This window comes from Mucilaginibacter hurinus (genome assembly GCF_003324525.1).
Taxonomy (GTDB): Bacteria; Bacteroidota; Bacteroidia; order Sphingobacteriales; family Sphingobacteriaceae; genus Mucilaginibacter; species Mucilaginibacter hurinus.
The window spans coordinates 230,606-247,884 of the sequence record NZ_QGDC01000004.1; the positions used below are offsets into that span (position 1 = coordinate 230,606).

14 protein-coding genes are annotated in these 17,279 nt (G+C 43.5%); 11 read left to right on the forward strand and 3 right to left on the reverse strand.

Annotation, left to right across the window (positions count from 1 at the left end; genetic code table 11):
- The first annotated feature begins 25 nt into the window (after window positions 1-25).
- Window positions 26-805, forward strand: a complete 780-nt coding sequence (locus tag DJ568_RS08680; RefSeq protein ID WP_114004873.1) for an amidohydrolase — start codon at window positions 26-28, stop codon at window positions 803-805.
- The gene (locus tag DJ568_RS08685; protein ID WP_114004874.1) at window positions 802-2,631 is read left to right on the forward strand and encodes a glycoside hydrolase domain-containing protein; all 1,830 of its coding nucleotides are present in this window, start codon (window positions 802-804) and stop codon (window positions 2,629-2,631) included. Before DJ568_RS08680 ends, DJ568_RS08685 begins: the two co-directional genes overlap by 4 nt.
- A 62-nt stretch (window positions 2,632-2,693) precedes the next feature.
- On the opposite strand, the gene DJ568_RS08690 is transcribed toward DJ568_RS08685, so the two are convergent.
- Window positions 2,694-4,703, reverse strand: coding sequence for a hypothetical protein (locus tag DJ568_RS08690; RefSeq protein WP_147238731.1), 2,010 nt, complete (start codon window positions 4,701-4,703; stop codon window positions 2,694-2,696).
- A 152-nt stretch (window positions 4,704-4,855) separates the two neighbouring features.
- Window positions 4,856-5,737 (reverse strand): polyphosphate kinase 2 family protein, encoded by an 882-nt coding sequence (locus tag DJ568_RS08695; RefSeq protein WP_114005015.1) that lies wholly within the window; start codon window positions 5,735-5,737, stop codon window positions 4,856-4,858.
- Window positions 5,738-5,843: 106 nt separating this feature from the next.
- Here DJ568_RS08695 and DJ568_RS08700 point away from each other — a divergent pair, with 106 nt between their 5' ends.
- The 4 genes from DJ568_RS08700 to msrB all read left to right on the forward strand — a co-directional run bounded on the left by DJ568_RS08700 (window position 5,844) and on the right by msrB (window position 13,180).
- Window positions 5,844-8,177, forward strand: coding sequence for a penicillin-binding protein 1A (locus tag DJ568_RS08700; protein ID WP_114004876.1), 2,334 nt, complete (start codon window positions 5,844-5,846; stop codon window positions 8,175-8,177).
- 53 nt (window positions 8,178-8,230) lie between these two features.
- Window positions 8,231-11,431, forward strand: a complete 3,201-nt coding sequence (locus DJ568_RS08705) for a DPP IV N-terminal domain-containing protein (RefSeq protein WP_114004877.1) — start codon at window positions 8,231-8,233, stop codon at window positions 11,429-11,431.
- 61 nt (window positions 11,432-11,492) lie between these two features.
- Window positions 11,493-12,038, forward strand: coding sequence for a fasciclin domain-containing protein (locus tag DJ568_RS08710; RefSeq protein WP_114004878.1), 546 nt, complete (start codon window positions 11,493-11,495; stop codon window positions 12,036-12,038).
- 653 nt (window positions 12,039-12,691) lie between these two features.
- Window positions 12,692-13,180, forward strand: a complete 489-nt coding sequence (gene msrB / locus DJ568_RS08715) for a peptide-methionine (R)-S-oxide reductase MsrB (RefSeq protein ID WP_114004879.1) — start codon at window positions 12,692-12,694, stop codon at window positions 13,178-13,180.
- Between the two features lie 145 nt (window positions 13,181-13,325).
- Here the strand turns inward: msrB and DJ568_RS08720 are convergent, their stop codons facing one another.
- On the reverse strand, window positions 13,326-13,682 hold the full coding sequence (locus DJ568_RS08720) for a GIY-YIG nuclease family protein (protein ID WP_114005016.1): 357 nt from the start codon (window positions 13,680-13,682) through the stop codon (window positions 13,326-13,328).
- A gap of 83 nt (window positions 13,683-13,765) precedes the next feature.
- Here DJ568_RS08720 and DJ568_RS08725 point away from each other — a divergent pair, with 83 nt between their 5' ends.
- The 5 genes from DJ568_RS08725 (at window position 13,766) to DJ568_RS08745 (ending at window position 17,204) form a co-directional block, all read left to right on the forward strand.
- On the forward strand, window positions 13,766-14,539 hold the full coding sequence (locus DJ568_RS08725) for an XRE family transcriptional regulator (RefSeq protein ID WP_114004880.1): 774 nt from the start codon (window positions 13,766-13,768) through the stop codon (window positions 14,537-14,539).
- 62 nt (window positions 14,540-14,601) lie between these two features.
- On the forward strand, window positions 14,602-14,985 hold the full coding sequence (locus tag DJ568_RS08730) for a hypothetical protein (RefSeq protein ID WP_114004881.1): 384 nt from the start codon (window positions 14,602-14,604) through the stop codon (window positions 14,983-14,985).
- Between the two features lie 56 nt (window positions 14,986-15,041).
- Window positions 15,042-16,172, forward strand: coding sequence for an aminotransferase class I/II-fold pyridoxal phosphate-dependent enzyme (locus DJ568_RS08735; RefSeq protein WP_114004882.1), 1,131 nt, complete (start codon window positions 15,042-15,044; stop codon window positions 16,170-16,172).
- Window positions 16,162-16,779, forward strand: coding sequence for a dethiobiotin synthase (gene bioD, locus DJ568_RS08740; protein WP_114004883.1), 618 nt, complete (start codon window positions 16,162-16,164; stop codon window positions 16,777-16,779). The genes DJ568_RS08735 and bioD overlap by 11 nt, the downstream gene beginning before the upstream one ends.
- A 20-nt stretch (window positions 16,780-16,799) precedes the next feature.
- Window positions 16,800-17,204 (forward strand): hypothetical protein, encoded by a 405-nt coding sequence (locus tag DJ568_RS08745; RefSeq protein WP_114004884.1) that lies wholly within the window; start codon window positions 16,800-16,802, stop codon window positions 17,202-17,204.
- Window positions 17,205-17,279 lie beyond the last annotated feature (75 nt).

Consider the following 17,279-nt stretch of genomic DNA (forward strand, 5'->3'; position numbering starts at 1 on the left):
CGAACCCCTAAGCAATTTTTAAGTTATGGATAATCTTAAAGTAACTGTTTTTCAGGCATACCTTTTTTGGGAAAACCCTGATAAGAACCTGAAAAATATATCATTGCGATTATCTGCCATACGCGAGAAGACCGACCTGCTTATACTACCCGAAATGTTCAACACCGGCTTCACCATGAATGCCGAAGCGCTTGCCGAAACCATGGAGGGTAAAACGGTAACCTGGATGCACGAAACCGCAAAAAAATTCGACTGCGTGGTTACAGGCAGCCTGATTATAAAAGATAAAGACAGATTTTACAACCGCCTGGTATGGATGCGTCCTGACGGCAGTTACGAATATTATGACAAGCGCCATCTGTTTGGCCTTAGCAAGGAAGACGACACTTACACTGCCGGGTCTGAAAAACTGGTAGTAGAACTAAATGGCTGGAATATTTGCCCTATTATTTGCTACGACCTCCGTTTTCCGGTATGGCTGCGTAACGTTGGCGGCGAATATGACCTGTTGATTGTGGTTGCGAACTGGCCTGAGCGCAGGGCGCTGCATTGGCGTACACTAATACCGGCACGTGCAGTAGAAAACCAGGCTTATGTAATTGGTGTGAACCGGGTGGGACATGACGGGAATGAAATATATCATTCAGGCGACTCAACCTGTATTGACCCGAATGGCAACGTAGTGTATTATAAACGCGACGAAGAGGATGTTTATACTTTTACTATAAATTTAAATGAGGTACAAAAGGCCCGTCGCGCCCTCCCCTTTTTAAAGGATGCCGATAGCTTTAATTTGAAAAAATGATAGCACGGTTACGCGTTATGCTATTTATAGCGACGTTATTTGTATTAGCTATCCCGGCATCAGCTCAAAAAAAGAAAGATAACACGTCTATGGTAAACGTGTTTATTGGCACACAAGGCGAAGGCCTTGCATCGCCCGGCCCGGCGCTGCCCTACGGCATGGTACAGATAACCCCGATTACCCGGCTTTCAGCTCCCGCTTATCAATACACAGATACTGTTATTTACGGCTTTACGCATAACACGGTTACAACATCTGACAGCACAAAAAACAACAGCCTGTTATTTATGCCTACTACGGGCACGCCGGACTTATATGGTAAATCCAATTGGTCTGCTTATGCAAAAAAAGAAGAACAGGCATCGCCGGGTTATTACAAAACATTGCTTACGAGGTATGGCATAGAAGTGAGCATTACCGCAACAATCAGGGCGGCGTTGCATAAATACGATTTCCCGAAAACAGATAAGGCCAATATTATTATCGACTTGCAGTATGGCACCACTGCGCAAAACGCCTGGCTGGAGATAGTCAATAAGCATGAGATTCGAGGCTGCCGAATGACAAACAACCGCCGCTTGTATTTTTATGCCAGGTTCTCAAAACCTTTTAAATCATCCGGCATAACAACGGGGAATGCACCTGAACAAGAAAAACCCAGGATGGAAGGCAAAGCCGTTAAGATGTTTGTGCAGTTCGATAATCCCGGTGATGTTATGGTAAAAGTAGGTTTATCACGCGTAAGCGAAGCTGGGGCTTTAAAAAACCTGGAAACAGAAATACCCGGATATAATTTTAAAGACATTCAGAAATTGGCAAAAACCGCTTGGATTGATGAACTAAGCAAAATACAGGTTGAAGGAGGCGGACCAACAAGGCAAACCCAAAATGCAGCTGCATCTATGAGTGGCATAAATCCCAGCCGGCGCGGCAAAACACCTGCACCTGATTATGGCCTGCTAAGGCGTACTGCGTTCTATACCGCACTGTATCATGCCAAATTAAGCCCATCCGTAGGCAGTGATATTGACGGACGATATGGTGATGATACAGGTAAAACAGCTGTCGCAAAAGATTTTATTTTTTATGACGTGTCAGGCTTGCCCGGGTCAAGTAGGCATAATTACCAGTTGTTAACACTGCTGGATCATAAGCGAACGCTGGATATCATTAAAAGCTTCACGGCGTTACCAGCTACAACAGCATTAAAAAATGACTTCAGTACATTGCTTGCTGATGCCTTTGCTAAAGGCATTATACACGGTCAAGTTATACAGTCTGATAAATACACGGCGGCGAAACTTAAATATGTTCCGATGCGTTGGCACGAAACGCAACTGGATAGTTTGTTTAAAAATCCGCCCGGCGTAACCCAATACAGTTATTTACCTTTCATGTACGGCCTCACAAAGTCGCCCTACAAAGCACAAGTAGTGCTTAATAGGCTGTTAAATACCTTTACAAATGCCTCCAATGGGCTCCCTAGTGGTGATGCAGCGGGGGAGGTATCGGCATGGTATGTTTTAAATAGCATGGGTATATACAACTTATTGCCCGGTAACGGGCAATACGCCATAGGTCTTCCTCAATTTGACCGGGCAACCATAACGTTACCGCTAGGCAAAAATTTTACTGTATTAAATGCCGGTGCCAGCATAACACTCGGTAATATATATTTACAGGGGATAAATCTTAACAAAGAGCGCTACACCAGGTTGTACATCAATTACAACGATATGCTTAAAGGTGCCGAACTTGAAGTATTTACCGGCACCATGCCCAACCAGCTTTTTATGGAAGATGCGGAAAAGCCGTTGTTAGAATAAGGCCATAAAACAAAAGAGCTGAAATCATCGGATAACAGCTCTTTTGCTTGGTTTAACCGGGATTATCGTGTTACACCCTCAGTTATATGTACCACGTAGGCGTCATGGGCATCAAGCCATGGGAAAGTTATATCAAAGCTATCTTTCATAGGCATTACCGCATCATATACCGTTTCAAGACCATTAACCGGCGCACCGCCGTTCTCCCCTATTTTCTGCACCTGTACATGTATAAGTCTTGATGGCGGAAGATAGCCGGGGAAAGCCCTGCTCAGCTTAGCAAATTTTACCTTAACATCACCGGGCACCAGGGTAAGCTTGGCCCCAAGCAATATGTTAATAGATTTGTCGGCAGCGTTTTTGCCGGCGAAAAGATCGACATTCTTACCCGGGATAGTAGTAACAGTCTTACCGGTTACGTCACCGTAACCCTTGTATACCCACCATGATGCTTTGCGCTCAAATGTTGGCGTTAAAATATCATTAAGGGTACCGGTAGACTGGTCGCTCCAGGCCGCGTGAATGGCTGCGTCAACCTGTGCCCTTTCCATTTGTGCAATTAACCATGCATGTTTACCGGCGTATTGCTCAGGCACAAGGGTATATTCGTTAATATTGATTTTGATTTGGCTAAAGCCGTTTATTTTTTGCCACACGCGTATATCCTCTACCTGCTTTATCACGTTAGAGGGGAAATGCCAGCTTATAACATCTGGTACAACGCCGTGGCGCTTTGCCCAATCTAAAAAGTTAATCACTGTATTGGCATTGTTTGATGATAAACTTGGCGCTACAATAACCGCCTTAGGAAGCATCTGACGTATGATTCTGTAAGCCCTAAAATATGCGTTTAGTATTTGGTCCTGCGGCCGTGGCCAAAAATAAGGGTGGTCGGCTTCGTTCCAAATGTCAAACTCAACATTGTCAGTTATACCTGCTTTTATCACCTCGTTCACCTCGTTCTTAACAAAGGTTTCCCATATCTTCCAGTCGCCGTTATCACCGGGCATAAACGGTGAGGTATAACCAAAATACCAGTTGTCTGATAGCACAAGTTGCTGCTTAATGCCCAGTTGCTTCATGCGTGCAGCCTGTGTACGCGTAGCCGGTGGCGTGGCCCGCACCATAAATATCTTCAATGGTAGCACAAGCGAATCATGCGGCGCAATCCCGTCTGTAGTGAAGCCGTGCAAAAAACCGCTGGCAACATGGTTAATGCTTCTGCCGGTGCCGGTAAAGTCAACAGTAACTGAGTCTGCTAATGAGGGCGGCTGTACCCCTTTTTCAGTAGCTAAAACGCTGCCCGCCCATGTAAGGCCAACCTTAATACCATCCACAGTTAGCGTTGGGCTGGTTGTAGTTACATTTTGTCGCAGCCTGAAACTCTCTAAGCTTGTTACGTCGGCGTTGATAGGCACATTAGTAAGCATAGGCGCAGGTTCGGCGCCTGAAAGATCAGGATTTACCCATAACGAAGCGATGTCATTACCATCACCCTCAACAAACTCGTAAGCGGTTACAACCAGGTAAGTTTGGTTAAGGCTGTAAGTGTCGGGCAACCAGGTTGCTGTTCCTGACCCACCGTCTAAACCGATGTTGATACCCTCGCCCGCAGCGCGCACCATAATCCTGTTTTTGAACAAACTGCCGAAGAAATGAGCAAAATAGTCGCCGGTGGCGGTAGCTGCGCTCACGTTAATGAGCATTGATGCATATACCCTAGTGCCTGCACCAGATCGTTCGCCAAAGTTTAAATTCAGGTCTTCATTGCTGGCATTCAATAATTCAACCTTATTACCAACTTCGCCGGGCAAATAACCTTCATAGCTGAGGTTGCCTGCAACTATTTGTGTTTGATCGGCGGTGCCACCTATTCGCGTCCAGCCGCCCGTGCCGTTTAGCTTGCCGGTAGTATAGTCAAATGGTTCAAATATAAGGTTATTAGGATCGGCCGCATGCACAGATAGCTTACCGGTAGTTTTTCTGTCGGCAGACGAAAAGTTATCTTTTTTACATCGTGTTAGGCCGCATAATATAGCAGCCAACACTATTACACTGGTAAATTTGTTCATACAAAATAAAGCTGTTTTTAAGTTTATTGGTGGTTTATTTTTAACGCAGATAAATGTTGCAATAAAAATTTGTATATACAAGTTAACATTGAATTTAAAAGCTAAAATTCCCATTGTATAAACTTGTAAACACCTGAAAAACAAAACCTCTATCAGCTTTCATTCTGCAGCAGGCTGGCCATATTTTGCAGCTCTGCTTTCTCTTCGGCAGGCAAAACCGGGTATTTAAGATCAAGACTCTTAAGTGTATCTAATATTATTGCTGAAACCGCTATCCGCGAAAACCATTTTTTATCAGCAGGAATAACATACCAGGGACAATCATCAGTAGCCGTCTCTTTAATAGCTGTTTCATACGCATCCATGTAGTCATTCCAATGCTCACGTTCCTTTACATCACCTGAAGAGAATTTCCAGTTTTTTTCCGGCTCTTCTATCCGCTTTAAAAAGCGCTTCTTTTGTTCATTGCGCGATACATTGAGGAAGAACTTTATCATCACTGTACCACTTGCATGTAAATGCTTCTCAAATGCGCGTATGCTTTCGTAACGATGGGCCCAAAACTTTTTATCAATCTTTTTCAGGCTGTCAATACCGGGCAAATTTTCGTTAAGTATGTATTCAGTATGCACCCTGGCAACCAGTACATTTTCATAGTGCGAGCGGTTGTGTATGCCTATGCGTCCGCGCTCCGGCAAAGCCTTATAGTGCCTCCATAAAAAGTCGTGATCATACTCTTCGCTACTGGGCTGCTTAAAGCTAAAAACCTGGTAGCCTTGCGGGTCAAGGCCTGACATGGTACGTTTTATAGTGCTATCTTTGCCGGCAGCATCCATGGCCTGGAATATAACCAGCAGGGCGTATTTGTTGGTTGAGTACAACTTATCCTGCAACAATGCAATCTGGCCGGTAATATCCTTTAAAACCGCGTCGGCATCTTCTTTACTAATATCCGCTGTGTATGCCGTATCATGGGCCTTAAGTGCAAATCCTTTACCACTGGTAACTTTCAGTTTATCAATTACACCTCTCATAAACATTGTTTAAAACAGCCATTAAAATTTAGCTGTTAAATTTGCGTTATAAATATTTGTAATGCCTGTTATCAATTAAAAGGCATAATTTTTTCATCTTTACCACATGTTCCGACGCATACATAACCAATTCCTGCGCTATTTTGTTATCCTCATATATTTTATAATTATCTTTTTTTGTGCGATAGAATTAAACTTCCTGTGGATATTCGGCTATTCGCCTGATATGCAGGATATTAAAAATCCCGTGCTATCAGTAGGCTCAGAAGTTTACACTGCTGACGGAAAACTCATAGGCCATTACTACCGCGAAAACCGTTCGCCTGTTGAATTTAATAAGATATCGCCACACCTTGTTAACGCGCTTATAGCAACAGAAGATGCGCGGTTTTATAACCATAATGGTGTCGACATTTTTTCCTTTTTCAGCAGCATGCTGTCAACCGCGCAGGGCGACAAGCGTGGGGGGAGTACTATTACCCAGCAATTGGCTAAAAACCTGTTTAATACCCGTAAACGCAAATCGCAGGGCATCGCAAAGAATATTCCGGTGTTGCGCACCGTGGTATACAAGTTTAAAGAGTGGCTCACAGCGTTTAAAATTGAGCACGTATACAGCAAGCAGCAAATACTAACATTATATTTTAATACAGTTCCGTTTGGCAACAACTCATTCGGCATTAAAACGGCTACGCTAAAGTTTTTCAACAAACAACCCAACCGCGTTAACGCTGCACAAGCCGCCACGCTGATAGGCATGCTTAAGGCTACTTCAACGTACAACCCTGTACGCAACCCTCAAAAATCGTTTGAGCGGCGCAACATTGTGCTCGGCCAAATGAAAAAGTACAAGTATATAAGTGATGCGCAATATTCGGCATATGCAAAACAACCGCTTAAACTAGATTTAAGTTATGTCGATCAGGATTCGCATGGCGACTCATACCTACGCCGGGCGGTTGAGAAGTGGCTTGACAAGTGGTGCGAAGAAAATGACTACGACCTATATGAAGATGGTTTAAAGATATACACTACCATCGATTCGAGGCTCCAGCAATATGCCGAGGAAGCTGTTACCGAAAAAATGAAGTCGCTGCAAAGGCGGTTTAACAATGTGTGGGGCAATCAAAACCCATGGCGGGACTCAAAGGGAGAGGAAATAAAGGATTTTATATTAAAAAATGAACAGCGCCTCCCGATATATAAACTACTCAGAAAAAAATATAACGGCGATAGTGTAAAAATACAGGAGTATTTTAATACGCCCAAGCGGATGAAGGTATTTACATGGAATGGCGAAAAGGACACGACCTTTTCCAGTGTGGACTCCATAAAATACTACGCCCGGCTGCTGAATACCGGGATGATGACGCTTGAGCCATCGACAGGGAAAATAAAAGTGTGGGTTGGCGGTATTAACTACAAGTATTTTAACTATGACCACGTTAGGCAGGCCAAACGGCAAGCCGGATCAACTTTTAAGCCTTTTGCCTACCTCACAGCGCTTGATAATGGCTTTACCCCCTGCGATAAGTTTACCGATAAGCCGGTAACTATCAGGTACAAGGATAAAGGTAAAGATGAAGAGTGGTCGCCTAAAAACGCCGACTTTAGCTTTTCATACCGGGATATGTCATTACGCTGGGCGATGGGTAAATCGGTAAATTCCATTACAGCTCAGATAACCGAGCAGGTTGGCTGGGATAAGGTTGTTGAATACGCGCATAAGTGCGGTATTGAAAGCCACCTCGAATCGGTACCGTCGGTTTCATTAGGATCAAATGATGTATCGGTTTACGAGATGGTTAGGGCATACAGTACCTTTTTAAACAAAGGAGAAAAGGTTGACCCGTTGCTGGTAACCAAAATAACCGATCACCGCGGAAATACGATTGCCGAGTTCAGCTTAAAAAAAGAGCGCGTGCTTAGCGAAGAGATAGCCTGGCTTATGCTATATATGTTTAAAGGCGGTATGGAAGAACCCGGCGGCACATCACAGGCCTTATGGGAGTATGAGTTATGGAAAAAAAATAACCAGATAGGCGGCAAAACCGGCACCTCATCAGATTATGTGGACGGTTGGTACATGGGTATCACGAAAGATCTTGTAACGGGGGTTTGGGTAGGTGCGGATGACCGCAGCGTGCATTTTAAAACCTCAGAAACAGGCGAAGGATCGCGCACTGCCCTACCTATATTCGGACGCTTTATGGAGAAGGTTTATGAAGACCCTAAATCCGGTTATACCTATGGCCCGTTCCCTAAGCCGGGTGTTAAAATCACAAAGCAATACATTTGTCCTTCGCCCCGTATAGTTATTGATACCGTAGTTGTTGACAGCTTGGATACAGGTATAGATTCATTAAGTACCGACCCGATTATCAGCGTGCCCGAAAACCCCGAAGGTATTACGCCGCCCGCACCCGAGCCACAGCAGTAAGCTTTTCATTAACCAGCCATTTGAGTAAATTGCATTGCTTTTGAATAGCCACTATGGATAAACTTTACACGTTATTTTTACGGCGAAATACAACAAAATATGCCGTTATTATTGTTTGCCTGCTGCACTTGCTCGTTACCGGTTTTGAGGCCAGGGCCCAATATTTCGGCCAAAATAAAGTGCGCTATAAAAAGTTGAATTTTAAAGTTTACAAAACACCGCACTTTGACGTGTACTACTACATGAAAAACGACAGCCTGGTTAAGCGGCTGGCGCAAGAAAATGAAGTATGGTATACATTGCATCAAAAAATTTTCAGGGATACGTTTGAAAAAAGGAACCCGGTAATTTTTTATAACAATCATCCTGATTTTCAGCAATCAACGGTTATTGAAGGTGAAATTGGCGTAGGCACGGGTGGTATTACCGAAGGTTTTAAAAACAGGATTATTATGCCTGTGATGGAAACTCATCACACCACCCGGCATGTTTTAGGGCATGAACTGGTGCACGCCTTTCAGTATCACATGTTGTTAGGAAAAGATTCATCCAGTTTTGAAAACCTGGCCAATATACCGCTATGGATGGTTGAAGGCATGGCCGAATATCTCTCCATCGGAAAAAAAGACGCTTACACGGCAATGTGGATGCGGGATGCCTATCTTAATAAGGACATTCCTACGGTTAAAGCGCTTACCAGTACTAATAAATATTTTCCATACCGATACGGCGAAGCTTTTTGGTCGTTTATCGGTTCAACGTATGGTGATACGGTGATTGTACCGTTTTTTAAAAACACTGCACGCTTTGGCCTTCAATACGGCATCAGGCGTACTTTTGGATTTGATGATAAAACCCTGTCAACGTTGTGGAAAAACTCTATTGAGGCCACATACAAGCCGTTGCTGAAAGATACTGTGCAAAATGTAGTGGGTTTAAAAGTGATTGATAACAAAAACGGCAGCGATATGAATGTTGCCCCTGCCATCAGCCCGGATGGCAATTACCTTACATTCTTATCATCAAAAAGCCTGTTTTCAATAGATCTGTACCTGGCAGATGCGCGCTCGGGTCGAATTATAAAAAAGCTTACCAGCAAGGTTTCGGCCACGCATATTGATGAGTTTAACTTCCTGGAATCAGCCGGAGCCTGGTCGCCGGACAGCAAGCAATTCGCGTTTAGCGTATTTAGCCACGGCAGAAATAAAGTAGTGGTGGTTGATGTGCCAAGCGGCAAGGTGAGGCACACTATTGCCATGGGTAAGGCCGAGCAGATCAGTAATCTTTCCTGGTCGCCCAATGGTAAAACCATTGTTTTTCAAGGATTGGCCGAGGGGCAGGGCGACCTGTACTCGTATAACTTTAACACCAAACAAATAAAACAACTCACCAACGATTGGTTTTCCGACTACCAGCCCAGCTATTCAAAGGATGGCAGGAAAATCATATTTACCAGCGACCGTACCACTTATGACAAAGGATTGGCACAAGATGTAAGCTTTAACCTGGCCGAACTTGATGTTGCTACGGGAGCTATTACTGATATAAAGGTATTCAACGGCGCAAACAACTTAAATCCGCAATACAGCGGCGACGGCAAGAAAATTTTCTTCCTGTCAAACCGCGACGGTTTCCGCAATTTATACAGTTACGAACTAGCAACCGGTAAAACCGATAGGTTGACCGATTACTTTACAGGAATAAGCGGCATAACCGAGTTTTCACCGGCGCTTAGTGTTTCAAACAATGATGATATTGTATACTCCTACTACCGCGCGCAAAAATACACCCTGTACAATGCCAAAGCCACCGATTTTAAATCCGTAACGATAGATCCCGGTCAAACAGATTTTACGGCGGGTATGCTGCCACCTCCCCGCGCAGTTGGTGTAGACCTCATCAACGCTAACCTTAATAATTTTCTGGCCTTTCCGCGCTTGCCGGTCGACTCGATAACTCCCGCGCAATACCGCGCTATGTTTAAAATGGACGCGGTGAAAAGCAGCGGAATAGGTATAGGTATAAATAGTTACTACGGCGCAGGATTATCAAGCGGTATACAAGGGATGTTCAGCGATATACTGGGCCAGCAAAAAATTTATGCGGGTGCTGCAGTTAACGGGCAGATATATGACTTTGGCGCATCAATCACTTACATCAATCAAAAAAGCCGGTGGGACAAGGGCATTGGTTTGTCACACATTCCTTACCAATTTGGTTTTTTTAACCAAACCGCTACGCCAACCACATATAAGAACAAGCCGGGATATATCATCCGGAATGACAGTTATTTTGTGCGAAACTTCGAGGATGCTGTAAATATTTTTACATCATATCCCATCTCGCGAATTAACCGTGTGCAATTTGGACTGGGCGCCTCATACAACTCATACCGCACCGACAGATACAGGGATAGTCTAGTTAGCCTGCCATCTGTTGATAGTACCTATTACTTAGGCAGTGAAAGAAAAAAAGTAAACAACAGTGAGGCAGAGCGGGCACTGGGCTTCAGACTCAACTCTTATAGCCTGGTGCGCACCAGTGTAGCTTTTATAGGAGATAACTCATTTTTCGGCGTAACATCACCGCTGAACGGGTATAGGTATCGCATTGAGGCTGAATATATTTTCGGCACATTCAAGTTCTTCTCACCTACCATAGATTTAAGAAAATATGTGCGCGTAGCACCTGTTACCTTTGCAGGACGCTTATATGGTACAGGCCGCTTTGGTAATGCAAATGGGTTGTATCCTTTATATGTAGGTTATCCGTTTTTAATTAGAGGTTATGAGGGGCTAAGCTTTTACAACAACAGGGCAGCCAATTCAAATGCCTTCGGCATTAACCAGTTATCAGGGAGCCGCATAGCTGTCGCTAATTTAGAAATTAGGTTACCCTTTACCGGGCCCGAAAAACTTGCGCAGATAAAGTCGGGGTTTTTATTTACCGACTTAAACCTGTTTTTTGATGCGGGCCTGGCCTGGAATGCCGGAGACAAAATTTATTTACAGAAAGAACCGCCGGTTATTGGCCAAACCCAACAACTGGATAGCAACGGGCAACCGGTTATAGATGCCGGGGGCAACCCGGTGCTTACCCCGGTTTATGGCCGCACCCCGGCGTTCAGCGCCGGTATATCAATGCGCGTAAACGTTTTTGGCGCTTTTGTGCTCGAACCTTACCTTGCGATACCTTTTAACAGAACCAATATAAAGAAACCGGTATTTGGCGTGGCATTTGCACCAGGATGGTAAACGTGTATGGACCAATAAACAAAAGTGTTAGAGATAGCTGATTACCTTAAAATTTAAATAAATGTTAAAGCATAAAATAGTACTGGCATCTGTTTTATTGGCCTGCAGCCTTGGCTCGATGGCACAAAATAATATTCAGTCGAAAAACATCAACGGAAGTATATTTTTGCCATCTCGGAACATAACGGATAATCTTGCTGCCGCGCCTGATTTTTCTGCATTCTACAATTTGCTTAAGGCATCCGGAACCATTAACACGCCTGCCCCACCGGTCACTTTCCTGGTTCCTGGCAATAAAGCGTTTGCCAAACTGGCGCCGGGTGAGTTAGACACTCTGGTTAAACCGGAAAACACAACAGCATTGGTTGCTATGATCAATAAACATATTTTGCCCGGCAAATTAACGGCGGCGTCAATAGCACAGCTGATTAAGCAAAACAACGGCTCAACCGTACTTACTACTGCCGCAGGCACAACCATAACCGCTAAAATAGATGCTAACCGCAATATCATCCTCACTGATGCTGATGGAGGTACGAGTGTCATAAGCCGCTTTGACATTGCTGTGCAAAACGGTTTAATGCACGTTGTTACTGAAGTTTTGTAAGGCCGGTTTTTACTTTTAATTATTAAGCATATTTGCCAGTATGCAAAACCCGGGGCATTTGATCAAAAGTTAGGTAACAAGGTCAGGCGCACTTTACCGTCCATAAGTTGGTACTGATTTAAGTATACGCAGCAGAGTTAATAGCAGTTACATATCCGTTCTTCGTTAGGCGTGGGATTGTGTAATATGAATGTTTGTGGATGTTACTTTTCTTTGTCATAGACACAAAGAAAAGTAACCAAAAGAAAAGTCCTAGTCAGAGCGAAATGCTTCCTGCGCGCTCGGCCATACACCCGGCCCGCCCCGCTCTGACTTGCCCTCCGCTTTTCTGGATAAAGTGGTAAAGTCTTAAGCAACAAAATCAAAAATCAAGAAATGAGCCTGACGAACAGGAATTGACATTAAAAACTGGCATCGGCTGGCACGGCCAGTGCTTTAGCATTAACTTTAACAGGGTCAGCAGCCGGGAGTTTTCTTGTTGGTACTTTTTCTTTTGCGGAAAAAGAAAAAGTACATCCACTGACTTTAATAACGCACTTTACCCATACTAACAGGGTACTGATGTAAGTGCCGGCAAAAACGCTAAAACTAAATCACCAAAGCCTGTACATGTTTTTTACAACCGAACGTTAAGTTGTTACGTAATTTAGTATATGAGGAAATTGATAACAGCCATACTATTTATAAGCGCTGTCACCGCTGTGGGATATGTAACCACCAATGGCCAGCATAATAAAAAAGCGACTAAGAGCATTAGCCAGACGGAGAAAGCCGAGTGGAAGAAAAAGCTTACACCCGAGCAATACCACATTATGGTTGAACAGGGTACAGAGCCCCCCTTTAAAAACGCTTATTTCGACAACCACGAAACAGGCGTTTATGTAAGCGCCGCTACCGGGGAAGTACTTTTTTCATCGGCTGATAAATATGACAGCGGAACCGGCTGGCCAAGCTTTGTTAAACCGGTAGACTATAGCAAAATTGCGATAGTAAAGGATTACAGTTTTGGAACCGTACGCGAAGAGGTAGTTGAAAAAAGCACCGGACTGCATTTGGGTCACGTATTTGACGACGGTCCCGCGGAACGTGGCGGAAAACGATATTGTATGAATTCGGGCGCTTTGAAATTCATTAAAAAATAACATTTGCTGTATAAACAGTGAAGCCTCACTATTGATGAGGTGAGGCTTTTTCATAAGCAGATATAAGTAAATATTTAAATCCCGTAGTCTACACGGGCGCTCGGCGCAAGTTTTACAAAGCGTTACAGCAAATCCAGCGGCTGGTTTAAAAAGTGACCGACCTGCGTGCCGACCCTATCGACGGGCGCAGCATTGGCCTAACCCGCATATTGTTTTCCATATTTAAAGCGCCGGTTAAATCAATCCACTCCTTGTTTACAGCCCGTATCAGCTTCTCCTTTTGCGGACGTGTAAAAGTGCTTACATATTTGAAACGCTCCATTGCCATATCCTCTGAATTTATCTCTTCAAAATATACAAGGCGGTTCAACTGCTGTGCGCTGTCAAAAAACAGTGTTGGCATCTGTTTATAAAAGTCTAAAGTCTTTAGTAAATCAGAGGTTAAACCCACGTGCAAATTGTTACGGTTACGGTCGGTAATGATATAAATAAAGCGTTTCATGATAAAAAAATTTGCTGTTTGAAAAATAATTACTAATTTTATGAGCATAAAAATACTAACAATTTTAGCAAATCCAAATTTTTATGTCAATTATTTCATCAAATATTAAATACCTAAGGAAAAAGAAGGGTTTAACGCAGCAACAGTTTGCAGATCAGGTTGGTATAAAAAGGTCGTTGGTGGGTGCTTACGAAGAGCAGCGGGCCGAGCCTAAATATGAATTGCTAAAAACTTTGGCAACCTTTTTTGATGTTAGCATTGATGATTTCATCAACGAAACTATAAACGATAAGTGGGTGCCTAAACCAAAAGGTAATCCGGCTAATTTACGGGTATTAAGCATATCAGTAGACAAGGAAGATAACGAAAACATTGAAATGGTGCCACTTAAGGCCAGCGCCGGTTATTTAAATGGTTATGCAGACCCTGAATATGTAGCCCAATTGCCTAAATTTTATTTGCCAATGTTTAAACAGGGTACGTACCGGGCATTTGAAATAAAAGGTGATTCAATGCTGCCCCTTGCTTCGGGCACTATTATAATAGGCGAATATGTTGAAAACTGGGCTGATGTAAAACCGGGCGAAACGTATGTGGTGATATCTAAAAGTGACGGTGTCGTTTACAAACGTATAGGCAACAAATTTAAAGAGAACAAAAAATTAAAGCTGATATCGGATAACCCTGTATATGAGCCATATGAAATAAACGGCGAAGATGTGCTGGAGATTTGGAAGGGTAAAGGTTATATATCAACCCAGATGCCGGTACCTGCACCCGAGCCTACTATGGAAAGCCTTACCAGCATGATGGCGCAAATGCAGCGTTCAATATCAAAACTGCAAAGCAACAATTAATTACACTTGCCGTTAAACTTTTAAGCGTTACATTTATCCAACTATCTCAAAAAACATAAAGGATGAAAAAAATTTTGTTAATATGCTGCTTGTTTTTAGGCATAGCAGCTGTAAGCCACGCGCAGGGAAATGCACGCAGGTTTAACCCCGAAGACAGGGCAAAACGTTTGCAAACACAGTTTAAACTAAGCGACGAGCAAACCGCCAAAATAGCTGGCATTTATAAAGAGCAAGGCGCTAAACTTGACAGCTTACGCAATACCGGCGGTGGCCGCGATCAATATCGCCCGCTTATGGATGCTACCAACACAAAAGTGAAAGCGGTATTAACTCCGGAACAGGCTGCCGCATTTGAAAAATGGCAGACTGAAAGGAGAGGCAGGATGAGAAGAGGCGGCGACGGTGGCGCAACTACTGCACCACCCCCACCTGCACCTCAGCAATAATTTTAAAGCGGCTATCGGCCGCTTTTTTTATTTTAGCAAAAATTTAAAACTGAGTTTTGAAATCAACCCACGCTTTTATTGACGCCAGGCTTGCCGAAAGGGAGGTTACCGGAACATACCGCAGGCTAAAGCCGGAAAGCGGACTTGTTGATTTTTGCTCCAACGACTACCTGGGTTTTGCGCGTTCAAAAACGCTTAAACAGAAAATTGCAGCAGAAATTGCTAACTACCCGGATAGCATGAACGGCTCGGCCGGATCACGGCTTTTATCGGGAAATTTACAATACACGGAGGATTTAGAAAGCCAGATAGCCCGTTTACACTTAAGCGAAGCAGGGTTACTTTTTAACTCCGGTTATGACGCCAATGTAGGCTTATTTTCTTCGATACCCCAGCGCGGCGATACTATTATACTTGACGAATTAATACACGCGTCGATAATAGATGGCGCGCGTTTAAGTTACGCAACCCGTTACAGCTTCGCCCATAACAACCTGGCTAGCCTGGAGTCAAAACTTAAAGCAGCGAAAGGGAACATCTATATAGGTATTGAAAGTGTTTACTCCATGGATGGCGATACCCCGCCGCTACATGACATTGTAGCAATTGCGGAAAAGTATGGTGCTGCCCTTATTATAGATGAGGCGCATGCAGTGGGGCTTTACCAATATGGCATGGTGCAGCAATTGGGCTTACAAAATAACGTATTTGCGCGCGTTGTTACCTTTGGCAAAGCCCTAGGTTGTCACGGCGCTATTGTGCTCGGTAGCGCATCGCTCAGGGATTACCTGATTAATTTTGCACGTTCTTTTATATACACCACCGCGGCATCTTTTCATCAGCTAGCAGCTATAAAAATGGCTTATGAGGTATTAGCGGGTGCCGATACCGATATTCAGCAACTTAAACATAATATTGACTTATTTAAAAATGGGATACAAACAGGCACTGCCTGCCCCCTGTTACCCAGTGATAGCGCGATACAGTGCATTGTGCTAAAGAGCAACCAAATTGCCGCAGATGCGGCCCGTATAACACAGCAGGCAGGGTTTGATGTACGCCCGATATTTAGTCCCACTGTACCGAAGGGTACCGAGCGCATCAGGATTTGCCTGCATGCTTACAACACCACCGAAGAGATAAATTTATTAACTGAAACCCTTAACCACTTAACTCATGGCAGGTAAGCAACCTTTATTTATTACCGGTATTGGCACAGATGTTGGCAAAACGGTTATATCGGCTATATTGGTTGAGAAACTGAAGGCGGATTATTGGAAACCTGTACAGGCCGGCGACCTGAGCAATAGTGATACAATGAAGGTGCAGGCTTTGGTGAGCAACAACGTTTCAGTATTTCACCCTGAAAGCTACCGGCTTACCAGGCCGTATTCGCCTCACAAGGCGGCTGACCTGGATGACATAACAATTGATCTGGAAAACATCCGCCTGCCGCAAACCGAAAATCAATTATTAATTGAAGGCGCCGGGGGGCTAATGGTTCCCTTAAACGATTATTCGCTGGTTATCGATTTAATTAAGCGCCTTGGCGCTGTAGTTATACTGGTGTCTAAAAATTACCTGGGCAGCATTAACCATACCCTGTTATCCGCAGCAGCTTTAAGGCAATATGGCATACCCGTTGCAGGCATTATTTTTAACGGAGCGATGGATATTTACTCGGAGAGCTACATTTTACAGTATACCGGCCTAACACTTTTAGGGCGGGTACCTGAATATAATGTATTATCAAAGCAAACCGTTATTGAAGCGGGAAACCTGATTAAACTATAACACCCTCGTATTTGTCACAAATGAACAAATTGCTACTTGTTTTCATAGTTTTAATAAAAGGTTTGATATTGCAAGCACAGAATGAGCTTTCAGAAAAGCAAACTCAGACCGAATTGTTAGAATTTTACAAACAATATATCACCATTGTCGCAAGTGGTTATTCGGAAAATAAATCAACCTTCCTTAAAAAAAAATACTGCACCAAAAATCTTATCGCTAAACTACCGCAATTGATTGAAGAATGCGATTGCGACCCATTCTTAAAAGCACAGGACAGTAACATAAGGTTTTTAAGAACTTTGTCGATTAAACAGGCAAAAGAACCAAACACCTATAAGGTTTCTTATATAGCTGATGATAGGATAATCATTAACCTAACTGTTATTAAACAGAACAAAAGTGTCACAATTGCCAGGATCTGGTAAAAGGCAATATACCTCGCTTTAAGATTGATAGTTTTAGACTTCAAATAATTTACCACACATTTGCGTTGTATTAAT

Coding starts and splice junctions, on each gene's coding strand:
- DJ568_RS08680 (WP_114004873.1), top strand. CDS start 26: ATGGATAATCTTAAAGTAACTGTTTTTCAGGCATACCTTTTTTGGGAA.
- DJ568_RS08685 (WP_114004874.1), top strand. CDS start 802: ATGATAGCACGGTTACGCGTTATGCTATTTATAGCGACGTTATTTGTA.
- DJ568_RS08690 (WP_147238731.1), bottom strand. CDS start 4,703: ATGAACAAATTTACCAGTGTAATAGTGTTGGCTGCTATATTATGCGGC.
- DJ568_RS08695 (WP_114005015.1), bottom strand. CDS start 5,737: ATGAGAGGTGTAATTGATAAACTGAAAGTTACCAGTGGTAAAGGATTT.
- DJ568_RS08700 (WP_114004876.1), top strand. CDS start 5,844: ATGTTCCGACGCATACATAACCAATTCCTGCGCTATTTTGTTATCCTC.
- DJ568_RS08705 (WP_114004877.1), top strand. CDS start 8,231: ATGGATAAACTTTACACGTTATTTTTACGGCGAAATACAACAAAATAT.
- DJ568_RS08710 (WP_114004878.1), top strand. CDS start 11,493: ATGTTAAAGCATAAAATAGTACTGGCATCTGTTTTATTGGCCTGCAGC.
- msrB (WP_114004879.1), top strand. CDS start 12,692: ATGAGGAAATTGATAACAGCCATACTATTTATAAGCGCTGTCACCGCT.
- DJ568_RS08720 (WP_114005016.1), bottom strand. CDS start 13,682: ATGAAACGCTTTATTTATATCATTACCGACCGTAACCGTAACAATTTG.
- DJ568_RS08725 (WP_114004880.1), top strand. CDS start 13,766: ATGTCAATTATTTCATCAAATATTAAATACCTAAGGAAAAAGAAGGGT.
- DJ568_RS08730 (WP_114004881.1), top strand. CDS start 14,602: ATGAAAAAAATTTTGTTAATATGCTGCTTGTTTTTAGGCATAGCAGCT.
- bioD (WP_114004883.1), top strand. CDS start 16,162: ATGGCAGGTAAGCAACCTTTATTTATTACCGGTATTGGCACAGATGTT.
- DJ568_RS08745 (WP_114004884.1), top strand. CDS start 16,800: ATGAACAAATTGCTACTTGTTTTCATAGTTTTAATAAAAGGTTTGATA.